Origin of the sequence: Methylophilus sp. 42, assembly GCF_000384155.1 — a bacterium.
Classification (GTDB): Bacteria; Pseudomonadota; Gammaproteobacteria; order Burkholderiales; family Methylophilaceae; genus Methylophilus.
In genome coordinates this window covers 561,314-578,011 of sequence record NZ_KB913031.1, presented here as the reverse complement: position 1 = coordinate 578,011, position 16,698 = coordinate 561,314, and the positions used below count along the sequence as shown (strand labels likewise).

General features: G+C 49.3%; 12 protein-coding genes and 1 tRNA gene. All 13 read right to left on the bottom strand.

Annotated features, from left to right (window positions below):
• Positions 1–49: 49 nt before the first annotated feature.
• Entirely contained in the window at positions 50–2,143 is a 2,094-nt protein-coding gene (fusA, locus tag MET42_RS0102725; RefSeq protein WP_019881218.1) for an elongation factor G, read from the bottom strand.
• Between the two features lie 55 nt (positions 2,144–2,198).
• Positions 2,199–2,669, bottom strand: a complete 471-nt coding sequence (rpsG, locus tag MET42_RS0102720; protein WP_019881216.1) for a 30S ribosomal protein S7 — start codon at positions 2,667–2,669, stop codon at positions 2,199–2,201.
• Between the two features lie 98 nt (positions 2,670–2,767).
• Entirely contained in the window at positions 2,768–3,151 is a 384-nt protein-coding gene (rpsL, locus tag MET42_RS0102715) for a 30S ribosomal protein S12 (RefSeq protein ID WP_019881215.1), read from the bottom strand.
• A 194-nt stretch (positions 3,152–3,345) separates the two neighbouring features.
• Complete coding sequence (gene rpoC, locus MET42_RS0102710; protein WP_019881214.1) at positions 3,346–7,605, bottom strand: DNA-directed RNA polymerase subunit beta'; 4,260 nt, start codon at positions 7,603–7,605, stop codon at positions 3,346–3,348.
• Between the two features lie 23 nt (positions 7,606–7,628).
• Entirely contained in the window at positions 7,629–11,801 is a 4,173-nt protein-coding gene (gene rpoB / locus MET42_RS0102705; RefSeq protein ID WP_019881213.1) for a DNA-directed RNA polymerase subunit beta, read from the bottom strand.
• A gap of 230 nt (positions 11,802–12,031) precedes the next feature.
• Positions 12,032–12,406, bottom strand: a complete 375-nt coding sequence (gene rplL / locus MET42_RS0102700; protein ID WP_019881212.1) for a 50S ribosomal protein L7/L12 — start codon at positions 12,404–12,406, stop codon at positions 12,032–12,034.
• 30 nt (positions 12,407–12,436) lie between these two features.
• On the bottom strand, positions 12,437–12,934 hold the full coding sequence (gene rplJ, locus MET42_RS0102695) for a 50S ribosomal protein L10 (RefSeq protein WP_019881211.1): 498 nt from the start codon (positions 12,932–12,934) through the stop codon (positions 12,437–12,439).
• Between the two features lie 272 nt (positions 12,935–13,206).
• The gene (gene rplA, locus MET42_RS0102690; RefSeq protein ID WP_019881210.1) at positions 13,207–13,893 is read right to left on the bottom strand and encodes a 50S ribosomal protein L1; all 687 of its coding nucleotides are present in this window, start codon (positions 13,891–13,893) and stop codon (positions 13,207–13,209) included.
• Position 13,894: 1 nt separating this feature from the next.
• On the bottom strand, positions 13,895–14,326 hold the full coding sequence (rplK, locus tag MET42_RS0102685) for a 50S ribosomal protein L11 (protein ID WP_018987686.1): 432 nt from the start codon (positions 14,324–14,326) through the stop codon (positions 13,895–13,897).
• 90 nt (positions 14,327–14,416) lie between these two features.
• Positions 14,417–14,953: a transcription termination/antitermination protein NusG gene (nusG, locus tag MET42_RS0102680; protein ID WP_019881209.1), complete on the bottom strand. Its 537-nt coding sequence runs from the start codon at positions 14,951–14,953 to the stop codon at positions 14,417–14,419.
• A complete protein-coding gene (secE, locus tag MET42_RS0102675; RefSeq protein ID WP_019881208.1) occupies positions 14,953–15,300 on the bottom strand; it encodes a preprotein translocase subunit SecE in 348 nt (115 codons plus the stop codon). The genes nusG and secE overlap by 1 nt, the downstream gene beginning before the upstream one ends.
• 43 nt (positions 15,301–15,343) lie before the next feature.
• Positions 15,344–15,419 (bottom strand) — tRNA-Trp (locus MET42_RS0102670).
• Between the two features lie 58 nt (positions 15,420–15,477).
• Positions 15,478–16,668 (bottom strand): elongation factor Tu, encoded by a 1,191-nt coding sequence (tuf, locus tag MET42_RS0102665; protein WP_019881207.1) that lies wholly within the window; start codon positions 16,666–16,668, stop codon positions 15,478–15,480.
• Positions 16,669–16,698 lie beyond the last annotated feature (30 nt).

Sequence of the window (16,698 nt, the reverse complement as noted above, 5' to 3'; positions counted from 1 at the left end):
ATGTTTTTCCTTTAATTCAATACTTTTAAATTTAATACTTAAAAATCAATTATTTTTTGTTGATGATTGCATCAGCAACGTTTTTCGGTGCATCGGAGTAATGCTTGAATTCCATGCTGTAAGTTGCACGACCTTGTGACAAGGAACGCACGACAGTGGAGTAACCAAACATTTCAGACAGCGGCACTTCAGCTTTAATCGCTTTACCACCACCAGGCATGTCATCCATACCCTGAATAATGCCACGACGAGATGACAAGTCACCCATCACATCACCCATGTAGTCTTCAGGCGTTTCAACTTCCACAGCCATCATAGGCTCCAGCAAGACTGGATCTGCTTTACGCATACCGTCTTTAAAGCCGATAGAAGCTGCCATTTTGAAGGCGTTTTCGTTAGAGTCAACGTCATGGTATGAACCATCAAACAACGTTACTTTTACATCTACAACCGGGAAACCAGCCAAGATACCTGCCGGGATGGTTTCACGCAGACCTTTTTCAACCGCAGGAATAAATTCACGCGGCACGGTACCACCTTTAATTTGGTCAACGAACTCAAAGCCTTTACCAGCTTCGTTAGGTTCCATTTTGAGCCAAACGTGACCGTACTGACCCTTACCACCGGATTGCTTAACGAACTTGCCTTCAACTTCAACTGACTTACGGATCGCTTCACGGTATGCCACTTGTGGCGCACCTACGTTCGCTTCAACGTTGAACTCACGACGCATACGGTCAACCAGAATTTCCAGGTGCAATTCACCCATACCGGAAATAATTGTCTGGCCAGACTCTTCGTCAGAACGCACACGGAAAGAAGGATCTTCTTGTGCCAAACGGCCCAATGCCAAGCCCATTTTTTCTTGGTCGCTCTTCGTTTTTGGTTCAACAGCCACGTGAATCACTGGCTCAGGGAATACCATGCGCTCCAGGATGATAGGCTTGTCTGGGGAACACAAAGATTCACCCGTCGTGACGTCTTTCAAACCGATACAGGCGGCGATGTCACCAGCCAACACCTCTTCAACCTCTTCACGGTTGTTGGCGTGCATTTGTACGATACGGCCGATACGCTCTTTTTTGCCCTTCACAGAGTTGAGCACGGTATCACCTTTGTTCAACACGCCAGAGTAAACGCGGATAAATGTCAGCTGACCAACAAACGGGTCTGTCATCAATTTAAATGCCAAAGCTGAGAAGCCTTCCTTGTCGTCGGCTTTACGGCTAGCTGGCTTACCATCATCATCTTCACCAGTCACGTCATCAATGTCGATTGGAGATGGCAAGAAGTCAACAACCGCATCCAACATACGTTGAACGCCTTTGTTTTTAAATGCAGAACCGCACAGCATCGGCTGAATTTCACCGGCAATCGTACGTGTACGCAGACCTAATTTGATGTCTTTTTCTTCCAGATCACCATTTTCCAGGTACTTGTTCATCAGCTCTTCGCTGGCTTCTGCCGCAGACTCAACCATCTGCTCGCGCCATTTAGTGGCGGTCTCAACCAGATCAGCAGGAATATCACCGTAAGTGAATTTCATACCTTGAGAAGCCTCATCCCAGATGATGGCTTTCATTTTCATCAAGTCAACCACACCAGTAAAGGTGTCTTCGCGACCGATAGGCACTACCACTGGCACCGGGTTTGCACGCAGACGCGTTTTCATTTGCTCAACAACTTTGAAGAAGTCAGCACCTGAACGGTCCATTTTGTTCACAAAAGCCAGACGCGGCACTTTGTACTTGTTGGCTTGGCGCCAAACAGTTTCAGATTGTGGCTGCACGCCACCTACTGCACAGTACACCATGCAGGCACCATCCAGCACACGCATGGAGCGCTCTACCTCAATGGTAAAGTCCACGTGCCCTGGGGTGTCAATAATGTTGAATCGATACTCAGGCAAAGACAAGTCCATGCCTTTCCAGAAACAGGTTGTCGCCGCAGAAGTAATGGTAATACCACGCTCCTGCTCTTGCTCCATCCAGTCCATGGTCGCTGCACCGTCGTGCACTTCACCAATCTTATGGTTAACACCAGTGTAGAACAGAATACGTTCTGTCGTGGTTGTTTTACCTGCGTCAATATGCGCAGAAATACCAATATTACGGTAGCGTTCAATAGGGGTTTTACGTGCCACGATGCTTTACCTTTGCTATCAATTCAACTAATTATTAAAGAACGAGGTCGTTTAATTAAAAACGGAAGTGTGAGAAGGCTTTGTTTGCCTCTGCCATACGGTGAACTTCTTCACGTTTTTTCATTGCAGAACCACGGCCTTCAGAGGCTTCGATCAACTCGGCAGCCAAACGCAGGCCCATGGATTTTTCGCCACGCTTACGCGCTGCATCACGCAACCAACGCATTGCCAACGCACTACGACGGCTAGGACGCACTTCTACAGGCACCTGGTAGTTAGCACCACCAACACGGCGACTCTTCACTTCAACAACAGGACGCAGATTATTCAACGCTGTGGTGAATAATTCCAGCGGGTCCTTACCGCTCTTGCTGGCCACCTGATCAAAGGCACCGTAAATGATACGCTCAGCAACAGATTTCTTACCACCTGTCATCAGCACATTTACAAACTTGGACACTTCCTGGCTACCAAATTTTGGATCCGGCAAGATAATACGTTTGGGGACTTCTCTACGTCTTGGCATATGATTCTCTTTTCAATTAAATTTTTGCTAGCAATGACACTCGCAAGGCATTTCAGCCGCTATAAAAATGGACAATTTGTCCGGACAAGCCTAATAAATTAAGCTTTAGCTTCTTTAGGACGCTTAGCACCGTATTTGGAACGGGACTGTTTACGGTCTTTCACACCAGCCGTATCCAAGCTACCGCGCACCATGTGGTAACGCACACCTGGCAAGTCTTTTACACGACCGCCGCGCAACAGCACAACAGAGTGCTCCTGCAGGTTATGGCCTTCACCGCCGATGTAGCTAATCACTTCGTAACCGTTGGTCAGGCGCACTTTAGCAACCTTACGCAACGCGGAGTTTGGTTTTTTTGGCGTTGTTGTATATACACGCGTACATACACCACGCTTTTGAGGACAAGCTTCCAGCGCTGGAACCTTGCTCTTGGTAACCACTTTAACGCGTGGCTTACGTATTAACTGATTAATGGTTGGCATTGCCTTAACCTCTTCACCTTTAAAAAACCACCATTTGAGCAGGAAGACTCAAGTTTGGCGGCATATCAACAATAACGCCCTATTGAGACAATAAGGCTATTCTGAGAAACCCGGCATTTTAATAAATGAGTCAAGGGGTGTCAAGCATTATTCATACTTGACACCCCTTGCACACAGAGACAACAGTGATCGAATTATTCGTTCGGTTGGTCGTCTGCTGCGGTTTCCTCAACAACTTCTTCTGTTGCAAACATCGCTTCGGCTGCCAACAATGCTTCAGATGGCTCTGCTGCATTTGGTGTCAGTGAAGCCACGGCTGCACGTTTGCGGGACTCGTGATAAGCCAGACCGGTACCGGCTGGAATCAGGCGACCCACAATGACGTTTTCTTTCAAGCCACGCAAATCGTCGCGTTTGCCCAAAATAGCCGCCTCGGTCAACACGCGTGTCGTTTCCTGGAACGATGCCGCAGAGATAAACGAATCGGTAGACAGCGATGCTTTGGTAATACCCAACAACACGTACTCGAACGTTGCCGGACGTTTGTCATCGGCCACGACGCGTTCGTTTTCTGTCAACAGATCAGCACGCTCTACTTGCTCACCCGGGATGAAGCCAGTGTCGCCTGCATCTTGCACTTTAACGCGACGCAACATCTGGCGCACAATCACTTCAATGTGCTTGTCGTTAATCTTCACGCCTTGCAAGCGGTAAACGTCTTGCACTTCGTCGATGATGTAACGTGCCAATGCTTCACGACCTTGCAGGCGCAAGATATCTTGCGGATCTGCCGGACCGTCGACAATGGTTTCACCTTTGGTCACTACCTGGCCATCATGCGCGGTCACGTGCTTGTCCTTGGCAATCAGGAACTCGCTGGTAATACCGTCGAGGTCAGTGATGACCAGACGTTGTTTACCTTTGGTGTCCTTACCGAACGAAACCGTACCAGTCACTTCAGCCAGCATACCGGCGTCTTTTGGTGAACGGGCTTCGAACAGCTCAGCCACGCGTGGCAGACCCCCGGTAATATCACGGGTTTTGGAAGATTCTTGCGGGATACGTGCCAGCACTTCACCCACACCGACTTCCTGACCGTCTTTCACCGTAATGATACAACCCAGCTGGAAGGTTACGTTAACTGGCGTATCCGTGCCGGTCACTTTCACTTCCACGCCATTTGCATCCAGCAATTTAACCTGTGGACGCAAACCTTTGGTTTGACCAGCACGCTGTTTAGGATCAATCACCACCAATGATGACAAACCTGTCACTTCATCGATTTGTTTCGCAACAGTGATACCTTCTTCCACGTTTTCAAATTTAATTTGACCCGCGTATTCGGTAATAATCGGACGGGTATGCGGATCCCAGGTAGCTAATGCCTGACCTGCTTTCACCGTTTTGCCGTCGGTCACTGTCAATGTCGCACCATAAGGCACTTTATGACGTTCACGCTCACGACCATTATCATCGGCAATAATGACTTCACCATTACGGGAAATCACAATTTGCTCGCCACGTGAGTTAGTCACGTAACGCATGGTAGAAGTAAAGCTTAAGATACCGTTAGATTTACTTTCAACCTGTGAAACAGACGCTGCACGTGATACCGCACCCCCGATGTGGAACGTACGCATGGTCAACTGTGTACCAGGTTCACCAATTGATTGCGCCGCAATCACGCCCACGGCCTCACCCATGCTAATGAGCTTGCCGCGACCCAGGTCACGACCGTAACACTTGGCACAAATACCGTAACGGGTATCGCACGTCAGTGCAGTACGCACTTTCACTTCATCGATACCCAGGGCATCAATTTTTTCCACTTCGTCTTCACCAAGCAGTGTGCCTGCCGGGAAAATGACTTCTTGCGTTTCAGGATGAATCACATCCAGCGCAGAGGTACGGCCGAGGATACGGTCATGCAATGGCTCAACCACTTCACCGCCTTTAACCAGCGCCTTAGTGACCAGACCTTCAACTGTACCGCAATCGTGCTCAGTCACGACCAAGTCTTGTGTTACATCGACCAGACGACGTGTCAGGTAACCGGAGTTCGCTGTTTTCAGCGCCGTATCGGCCAGACCCTTACGTGCACCGTGGGTAGAAATAAAGTACTGCAACACGTTCAGACCATCACGGAAGTTCGCCTTAATTGGCGTTTCAATAATAGAACCATCCGGTTTCGCCATCAGGCCACGCATACCAGCCAGCTGACGTACCTGCGCCGCAGAACCACGGGCACCAGAGTCGGCCATCATGTAAATCGCGTTAAACGATTCCTGACGTACAGCTTTACCGTCTTTAAGAACAGTATTGCCATCAGCGTCTTTGACGTCTTCTTCGCGCAACTGCTTCATCATGGCGTCAGCCACTTTGTCACCAGCACGACCCCAGATGTCGACTACCTTGTTGTAACGCTCACCCTGTGTCACCAGACCGGAGACGTACTGGTCTTCGATCTCTTTCACTTCAGCATCTGCCGCAGCGATCAATTGCTCTTTCTCTGGCGGCACCAACATATCGTTAATGCTGATAGAGATACCGGCTTTGGTCGCGTAGGAGTAACCGGTGTACATCAGTTTGTCAGCGAAAATCACTGTTTCACGGATGCCCACTTTACGGAAGCTGGCGTTGATCAGGCGTGAAATTTCTTTTTTCTTCAGCGCTTTGTCGATGTAGCTGTATGGCAAGCCTGGTGGCAGGATTTCAGACAGCAGGGCACGGCCAACCGTGGTGTTATAACGGTTGATTTTTTCTACTTTTTGACCAGCAACATCCAGCTCAAATTCACGGATACGCACAGTAACTTTGGCGTGCAAGTCGATCAAGCCTTGATCGTATACACGTTGTACTTCTTTAATGTCACTGAAGATCATGCCTTCACCGCGTGCAGCCACTTTCTCGCGGGTCATGTAGTACAGACCCAACACGATATCCTGTGACGGCACAATGATTGGTTCGCCGTTGGCTGGAGACAGCACGTTGTTAGAAGCCAGCATCAAAGTGCGTGCTTCCATTTGTGCTTCCAGGCTCAATGGAACGTGTACCGCCATTTGGTCACCGTCAAAGTCGGCGTTAAAGGCTGAACACACCAATGGGTGTAACTGGATCGCTTTACCTTCGATCAATACTGGTTCAAATGCCTGGATACCCAAACGGTGCAGCGTAGGCGCACGGTTCAACAACACCGGATGCTCACGGATCACGTCTTCCAGGATATCCCAGACTTCTGGTCCTTCTTCTTCCACTTTTTTCTTGGCGGCTTTGATCGTCGTTGCCAGGCCTAACACTTCCAGTTTGTGGAAAATGAATGGCTTGAACAGTTCCAGCGCCATTTTCTTCGGCAGACCGCACTGATGCAGTTTCAATGTTGGGCCAACCACAATCACGGAACGACCGGAGTAGTCCACGCGCTTACCCAGCAAGTTCTGACGGAAACGACCGCCCTTACCTTTAATCATGTCAGCCAGTGACTTCAGCGGACGCTTGTTAGCGCCAGTCATCACTTTACCGCGACGACCGTTGTCCAGCAGTGAGTCTACCGCTTCTTGCAACATACGTTTTTCGTTACGTACGATGATTTCCGGTGCTTTCAACTCTAACAAACGCTTCAAACGGTTGTTACGGTTGATCACGCGGCGATACAGATCGTTCAGGTCAGACGTCGCAAAACGACCGCCATCCAGTGGCACCAATGGGCGCAACTCTGGTGGCAATACTGGCAAGATTTCCAGGATCATCCACTCTGGCTTAATACCAGATTTCTGGAACGCTTCAAGCACTTTCAAGCGCTTGGCGATCTTCTTGATCTTGGCTTCTGAGCTGGTCGCAGACAATTCGCTACGCAACTTCTCGATTTCGCGCTCAATGTCCATGGTGCGCAATAACTCGCGCACAGCTTCAGCACCCATCACGGCATTGAATTCGTCACCGTACTCTTCCACCTTGGCCAGGTAGTCATCTTCAGTCAGCAACTGACCACGCGTCAGCGGTGTCATGCCTGGATCGATCACGATAAATGCTTCAAAGTACAACACGCGCTCGATGTCACGCAGGGCGATATCCAGCACCATACCCAAGCGGCTAGGCAAGGATTTCAGGAACCAGATATGTGCCACTGGTGAAGCCAGTTCAATGTGGCCCATACGCTCACGACGCACTTTGCTCAAGGTGACTTCAACGCCACACTTCTCACAAATCACACCGCGGTGCTTCAAACGCTTGTATTTACCGCACAAGCACTCGTAATCCTTGATCGGGCCAAAGATTTTGGAGCAGAACAAACCGTCCCGCTCAGGTTTAAAGGTACGGTAGTTAATGGTTTCTGGCTTTTTCACTTCGCCATAGGACCATGAACGGATTTTTTCAGGTGAAGCCAGCGCGATCTTGATCGCGTCGAACTCTTCTTCTTGCGTAACCTGTTTAAATAAATCTAATAACGCTTTCATAGAGACTCTCCTTAATGGCGGGCTTAGTTACGGTCTAAATCAATATCAATGGCCAGTGAACGGATTTCTTTCACTAACACGTTGAATGATTCAGGCATACCCGCATCAATTTTGTGCTCACCTTTGACGATGTTTTCGTACACTTTGGTACGACCATTCACGTCATCTGATTTCACTGTCAACATCTCTTGCAAGGTGTATGACGCACCATAGGCTTCCAGTGCCCAAACTTCCATCTCACCGAAGCGCTGACCACCGAACTGGGCTTTACCACCCAACGGTTGTTGTGTCACCAGGCTGTAAGGACCGGTAGAACGTGCGTGCATCTTGTCGTCGACCAAGTGGTGCAGTTTCAGTACGTGCATGTAACCAACAGTCACAGGACGCTCAAAAGCATCACCGGTACGGCCGTCAAACAGTTTGACCTGTGTTTTACCTGCATGGAACTGCAACTTCTTGGTGTGCTCGTCTTCATCCGGGAACGCCAGATCCAGCATGGCACGAATATCAGACTCAGCGGCACCGTCAAACACTGGCGTTGCGAATGGCACACCATGTTTCAAGTTACTTGCCAGGTCAATCACCTCTACGTCTGTCAGGCCGGCAATGTCTTCTTTTCTGCCAGTGCTGCTGTTGTAGATCTTGTCCAGGAAGCCACGGATTTCAGCCACTTTCGCTTCGGCTTGCAACATGTCGCCCAGGCGTTTACCCAGACCTTTAGCTGCCCAACCCAAGTGCGTTTCCAGAATCTGACCGATGTTCATCCGTGAAGGCACGCCCAGTGGGTTCAACACGATGTCTAACGGTGTACCGTCGGCCATGTGCGGCATATCTTCAACCGGGCAGATCTTGGAGATCACACCCTTGTTACCGTGACGACCCGCCATTTTGTCACCAGGTTGAATACGGCGTTTCACCGCCAGATATACTTTCACCATTTTCTGTACGCCTGGTGGCAATTCGTCACCTTGCGTCAGTTTACGTTTCTTCTCTTCGAACTTGTTGTCAAACTCAACACGCGCCTGGCTCAAACTGTCTTTCAGTTGTTCCAGTTGACGTGCAGCGTCTTCGTCGCTCAAACGAATATCAAACCAGTCATAACGGCCAACGCTTTCCAGGTATTCCTGGGTCAGCGTGTCACCTTTTTTCAGCTTGTTCGGACCACCGGTCGCCGCTTTACCAGCCAGCAAACGGCTGATACGGCCAAAGGTATCGTCTTCTACAATACGCATCTGGTCGCCCAGATCTTTTTTGTAGTGAGACAACTGGTCGTCAATAATTTGCTGTGCACGTGTATCACGGTCAATGCCTTCACGCGTGAAGACTTGTACGTCAATCACAGTACCGGTCATGCCTGATGGTACGCGCAGTGAAGTGTCTTTTACGTCAGACGCTTTTTCACCAAAAATCGCACGCAGCAATTTTTCTTCTGGCGTTAAAGTGGTTTCACCTTTTGGCGTCACTTTACCTACCAGTACGTCACCCGCTTCTACTTCAGCACCGATGTAGATAATACCGGAATCATCCAGACGACCCAGCATACGCTCGGACAGGTTGGAAATATCACGGGTAATCTCTTCAGGTCCCAGTTTGGTGTCACGTGCAACTACTGACAATTCTTCAATGTGGATAGACGTGTAACGGTCATCAGCCACTACGCGCTCGGAGATCAAAATCGAGTCTTCGTAGTTATAACCGTTCCATGGCATAAAGCCCACCAGCATGTTCTGACCCAAGGCCAACTCACCCATATCGGTAGAGGCACCATCCGCCACCACGTCGCCGCGGGAGATGATGTCACCGACTTTGACCAGCGGACGCTGGTTGATGTTGGTGTTCTGGTTAGAACGTGTGTATTTGGTCAGGTTGTAGATGTCCACACCGACTTCGCCTGCCAATGCTTCAGCATCATGCACGCGGACCACGATACGGCCTGAGTCCACATAGTCAACCACACCACCACGGCGGGCAGTAACGACAGTACCGGAGTCAACCGCCACCGTACGCTCAATGCCTGTACCCACCACGGCTTTTTCAGCACGCAGACAGGGCACCGCTTGACGTTGCATGTTGGCACCCATCAATGCACGGTTCGCGTCATCGTGTTCCAGGAACGGAATCAACGAAGCCGCCACAGACACGATCTGGCCTGGGGCCACGTCCATGTACTGTACACGACCAGGTTGTGTCATGGTGAATTCGTTGTGGAAACGGGCTGACACCAGATCCTCTTTGAAGCCACCTTCTTTAGACACTTCGGTGTTGGCCTGTGCAATCACATACTGGCTCTCTTCAATTGCAGACAGGTAATCAATCTTGCCTGATACCTTGTTGTCTTCAACCAAACGGTAAGGGGTTTCCAGGAAACCGTACTCATTGGTGCGTGCGTACAGCGCCAATGAGTTGATCAAACCAATGTTTGGACCTTCCGGTGTTTCAATTGGACAGACACGACCGTAGTGCGTGGTATGTACGTCACGTACCTCAAAGCCGGCACGTTCACGGGTCAAACCGCCTGGGCCCAGGGCAGAGATACGACGCTTGTGCGTAATCTCGGACAATGGGTTAGTTTGGTCCATAAACTGTGACAACTGGCTGGAGCCAAAGAATTCACGGATCGCACTGGAGACTGGTTTCGCGTTGATCAAATCGTGCGGCATCAGATTCTCAGACTCAGCCTGGGACAGACGCTCTTTTACTGCACGTTCAACACGCACCAGACCGGCACGGAACTGGTTCTCTGCCAATTCACCGACGGAACGGATACGACGGTTACCCAGGTGATCGATATCGTCGATTTCGCCGCGACCATTGCGCAACTCGATCAACACGCCAATCACAGCCAGGATGTCTTCATTTGACAATACATTAGCACCGGTATCGCCTTGTGGGCCGACATTTTCATAGAAACGGCGGATCCAGGTAGCAGAACGGTCTTCCAGCTTGCTTGGGTAAGCACGGCGGTTAAACTTCATGCGGCCAACCACAGACAGGTCGTAACGATCTTCAGTGAAGAACAAGCCTTTAAACAAAGCTTCTACTGCTTCTTCGGTTGGCGGTTCGCCTGGGCGCATCATGCGGTAAATCGCCACACGTGCACTGTACTGGTCAGGAATTTCATCACTACGCAAAGTTTGCGAAATGAAGTTACCGTGATCCAGATCATTGGTGTAAATCGTGTCGATTTCAGTAATCTTGGCAGCGACCAGTTTTTCCAGCAATGAAGGGGTGATTTCATCGTTGGCATTGGCAATCAGCTCACCAGTGTCGGTATCAATAATGTTTTTGGCAACGGCACGACCCATCATAAAGTCGGTCGGCACAGCCATCGTGGTCACGCCCGCTTTTTCGATATCGCGGATGTGTTTCACTGTAATGCGCTTGTCTTTCGCGACCAGCACGGTACCATCTTTGTCAGTGATATCGAACTTGGCCACTTCACCACGCAGGCGGTCAGCCACCAGTGTAAATTCCACGCCTTTCGGGCCAATGTGGAAAGTATCTGTATCGTGGAAAGTTTCCAGGATTTGTTCCGGGTTATAACCCAATGCCTTCAGCAAGATAGTGACTGGCATCTTGCGACGACGGTCAACGCGGAAGTACAGGTAATCTTTTGGATCGAATTCGAAATCCAGCCAAGAACCACGGTAAGGAATGATACGTGCTGAAAACAGCAACTTGCCGGAGCTGTGGGTTTTACCACGGTCATGCTCAAAGAACACACCTGGGCTGCGGTGCAATTGCGACACAATCACACGCTCAGTACCGTTAATCACGAAAGAACCGTTTTCGGTCATGAGCGGCAATTCGCCCATATACACTTCTTGCTCTTTCACTTCTTTCACGGTTGGTTTGGACGCTTCGCGGTCCATGATGGTCAAACGCACTTTGACGCGCAAAGGCACGGCATAGGTGAGACCACGTTGTTGACACTCTTTGACATCAAATGGCTCTGCGCCTAATTGATAGCTCACATAATCCAGACGTGCATTCTCGGAATGGCTGACGATAGGAAAAATAGAGCGGAAAGTCGACTCCAGACCTTCGTTTTTACGTTGGTCGAGCGGAACGTTTTCCTGCAGGAATGATTTGTAGGATTCCAACTGCATGGCTAGCAGATAAGGTACCTCTTGAACACTGTCGCGCTTAGCAAAGCTTTTGCGGATGCGTTTCTTTTCGGTAAAGGAATAGCTCATAGCGTCTCCTGAAATTTTTGAGGGTAGAAGACAAAACACTTTTCATCCACTGCAATGTTTTGACATCTAACTTCGATTAAAAATCAACCACTTAGTTTTCACTATATGTGGCCACAACACCGGATTTACAACATTTATTCTGGCAAGTCAGTGGTTTGACAATCTGCATACGCCAGAAATGGCGAAGGCCGACGGTCTCCCGTCAGCCCAGCCAGATTCACAATTGTGAATTATTTCATCTCAGCAGTAGCGCCCGCTTCGATCAATTTCTTCACAGCAGCTTCAGCGTCAGCTTTGCTTACGCCTTCTTTAACTGCTTTAGGTGCGCCATCAACTACGTCTTTAGCTTCTTTCAAGCCCAGACCTGTCAATTCACGCACTGCTTTAATTACGCTAACTTTGTTATCGCCAGCGCCATTCAAGATCACGTTGAATTCAGTTTGCTCAGCAGCAGCTGCAGCTGGAGCAGCAGCACCGCCACCAGCAACTGCAACAGCAGCAGCAGAAACACCAAACTTCTCTTCGATTTCTTTAATGAATTCTGTCAGTTCTAATACAGTCTTGCTACCAATTGCATCCAAGATGTCAGCATTTGAAATTGCCATGATAAATTTCCTAAATAAATTTGATTAAAATTAAGCCGCTTGCTTTTCTTTTTCGTCGCGTACTGCTGCAACGGCACGAGCAAACTTGGTTGGGATTTCGTTGAGCATGCCAGCCAGTTTGGACAGCAACTCATCGCGGCTCAATGTCGCGGCCAATGCTTGCACGCCGGCAGCATCTAAACGCTCATTAGGCATCGCGCCTGCTTTCAGTGTGAACAGCTCATTGCTTTTGGCAAAGTTGTTCATCACTTTAGCAGCAGCCACTGGGTCAGTAGAAATACCGTAAACCAGTGGACCAACCATGTCGTCAGCCAATGCTGCAAAAGGCGTACCTTCTACTGCACGACGAACCAGGGTGTTTTTCAACACACGCAGATACACACCTGCTTCACGTGCATCAGCACGCAGTTTCGTCATATTGGCTACGCCAATACCACGATACTCAGCAAGTACGATTGCTTGTGCGTTAGCCACTTGAGCGGCCACCTCGGCAACGACTTCTTTTTTCTCTGTAAGATTAAGACTCAAGGTCTGTTCTCCTTCCGTTAATGAAAGCCAGGTCAAATAACCTGGCCACTCACGGCGTCCTTGTGCAGGGCATGGAAATATCCTGTGCTGGGGATCGCCATCTGCGTTGGTTTCAAATTGCTGTAAACAGAGGATTGCTCGCCCATTTACATTCAACTATCCATTAAGTTAACCACCAACGGTCTTTGATGCTCTTGAGTGCTTGCGCTGATAGCGCAGCAGACACTCAAGCCCAAAGTTCTTGCCCGGACGTCGTCGTCCGGGACTTTAAATTACGCTACAACTGATGCTTGATCGACACGTACGCCAGGACCCATGGTGCTGGAAACGGACAATTTTTTCAGGTAAACACCTTTTGAGCTGGTTGGCTTGGCTTTGTTCAATGCATCAACCAAAGCAGACAAGTTACCTTGCAATTGCTCAGTTGTGAAAGAAGCACGGCCGATCGTGCAATGCACGATACCACCCTTGTCAGTACGATATTGTACTTGACCGGCTTTAGCATTTTTAACAGCAGTCGCTGCGTCTGGTGTCACGGTACCCACTTTTGGGTTTGGCATCAAACCACGTGGACCCAATACTTGACCCAAGGCACCAACGATACGCATCGCATCAGGCGTTGCAATCGCAACGTCAAAGTCCAGCATGCCGCCTTTAACTTGTTCAGCCAGGTCTTCGAAACCAACGATGTCAGCACCAGCCGCTTTAGCCGCTTCAGCTTGCACGCCTTGTGCAAATACAGCCACGCGCACAGTTTTACCAGTACCGTTAGGCAATACGATCGCACCGCGAACCAGCTGGTCAGATTTACGTGGGTCAATACCCAGGTTAATCACAGCATCAACAGACTCGTTAAATTTAGCTGAAGCGCCTTCTTTAACTAGGTTCAGGGCATCAGCCACTGGATATAATTTGTTGCGGTCGATTTTCGCACGCAATGCATCAATTCTTTTAGCCATGTTATACACCCTCCACTTCGATACCCATGCTGCGTGCGCTACCAGCGATGGTGCGTACAGCGGCATCCAAGTCAGCTGCCGTCAGGTCAGGCTGTTTTGTTTTAGCAATTTCTTCAGCTTGTGCACGCGTAATCTTGCCAACTTTGTCGGTATGAGGACGAGCAGACCCTTTTTCCAGCTTGGCCGCTTTTTTGATCAGCACGGTTGCCGGAGGGGTTTTCATCACAAAAGTGAAGCTCTTGTCTGCAAATGCAGTGATCACTACTGGAATTGGCAAGCCTGGCTCTACGCCTTGCGTTGCAGCGTTAAACGCTTTACAGAATTCCATGATGTTCAGACCACGTTGACCCAGTGCTGGACCGACTGGTGGGCTTGGGTTGGCTTTACCTGCAGGGATCTGCAGCTTGATGTAGCCAATGACTTTCTTTGCCATGTTTGACTCCTAAAATGGGTAATATCGCCTTGAGCAGGCTCCCCGTTAAAAATATCGACCACCCACCAAAGGCAGTCGAAAACTGCACAACTAGACTTCTTTTTCTACCTGTGCAAAATCCAGTTCAACTGGTGTCGCACGACCAAAAATAACCACGGAAACACGCAGTTTGTTTTTGTCGTAATTGATTTCTTCGACGCTACCAGAGAAATCCTTGAATGGGCCATCGACCACACGGACGCTTTCGCCTTTTTCAAAGGTCATTTTCTGCGTTGGATTCGACTTGCTGTCATCCATACGACGCAGAATAATTTCTACTTCTTTGTCTTTAATCGGGGTTGGACGTTGCGCCGTACCACCGATGAATGAGGTCACTCTTGGTGTACTTCTTACCAAGTGCCAGCTCTCATCAGTCATTTCCATCTGTACCAGCACATAGCCAGGATACAGGCGACGCTCAGAAATAGTCTTCTGACCATTCTTTAGCTCAACCACCTCTTCAACGGGCACCAGAATGTCACCGAACTGATCTTGCAAATTAGATCTGATGATGCGCTCTTCCAAACCGGCTTTCACGGATTTTTCCATGCCGGAGAAAGCTTGAACTGCATACCAACGCATAGACATTAAGCTCCTTTACCCATAATCCATTGCACCATGTAGGCGAAGCTGATATCGACCAATGCCAGGAATGCTGCCATGATCACAACCAGCACAACAACCGCCAATGTGGTTTGCAACGTTTCCTGACGCGTTGGCCAGACAACACGCTTGGCCTCAGCAACAGACTCATTAAAAAAGCCTAGCGCCTGCTTGCCTTGCGGCGCAGTCCACGCCACTGCTACAGACGCGACAATACCTGCCAATACGGCAAGTATCCTAATAACCATTGCTTTATCTTCAAAAAGATAAAAACCGGCGATCCCTAAAGCTAGTAACAACAGGGATAAAGCCAGTTTGATTTTATCGATCATATACTTAACTTTATGATTAACACCTCAGATTATTCTGGGTGTTTGGCAGGCCAAGAGGGTCTCGAACCCCCAACCCTCGGTTTTGGAGACCGATACTCTACCAATTGAGCTATTGGCCTGTACTCTTTAAAGCGAAAGCTGCACGGGTTGTAGCGCAGCTTTCACATACATCAACTATTACTCGATGATTTTGGCAACGACGCCAGCACCAACGGTACGACCACCTTCACGGATAGCGAAGCGCAAGCCTTCTTCCATCGCGATTGGGGCAATCAGTGCAACTGAGATGGATACGTTGTCACCTGGCATTACCATTTCGGTACCTGCTGGCAATTCAACTGCACCAGTTACGTCAGTTGTACGGAAGTAGAACTGTGGACGGTAGCCGTTGAAGAATGGTGTATGACGACCACCTTCATCTTTACCCAACACGTAGATCTCTGCTGTGAACTTGGTGTGTGGCTTGATAGAACCTGATTTGGACAATACTTGACCACGCTCAACTTCTTCACGCTTAGTACCACGCAGCAATACGCCTACGTTGTCGCCTGCTTGACCTTGGTCCAGCAGTTTACGGAACATTTCAACACCAGTACATGTTGTTTTCAGTGTTGGCTTGATACCTACGATTTCGATTTCGTCGCCGACTTTAACAATACCACGCTCGATACGGCCGGTTACTACAGTACCACGACCAGAGATAGAGAATACGTCTTCTACTGGCATCAGGAATGCGCCGTCGATTGCGCGCTCTGGTGTTGGGATGTAGCTGTCTAACGCTTCAGCCAATTTGAAGATCGCTGGTTCGCCGATGTCTGATTGGTCGCCTTCCAGCGCCAATTTTGCTGAACCGTGGATGATTGGGGTGTCATCACCTGGGAAGTCATACTTGCTCAGCAAGTCACGCACTTCCATCTCAACCAGCTCCAACAACTCAGCATCATCAACCATGTCCGCTTTGTTCAGGAACACAACGATGTATGGAACACCAACTTGGCGGGCCAACAGGATGTGTTCACGTGTTTGTGGCATTGGGCCGTCAGCAGCTGAACATACCAGGATCGCGCCGTCCATCTGGGCAGCACCGGTAATCATATTTTTAACGTAGTCAGCGTGACCTGGACAGTCAACGTGTGCGTAGTGACGTGAAGCTGTCTCGTACTCAACGTGCGCTGTGTTAATCGTAATACCACGTGCTTTTTCTTCTGGTGCCGCGTCAATTTGGTCGTAAGCTTTTGCTTCGCCGCCAAATTTCTTCGTCAATACAGTGGTGATCGCCGCTGTCAATGTCGTCTTACCGTGGTCAACGTGACCAATCGTACCAACGTTCACGTGTGGCTTGGTACGTTCAAATTTGCCTTTTGCCATGATGTTTTTCCTTTATTAGTACTAAATAAA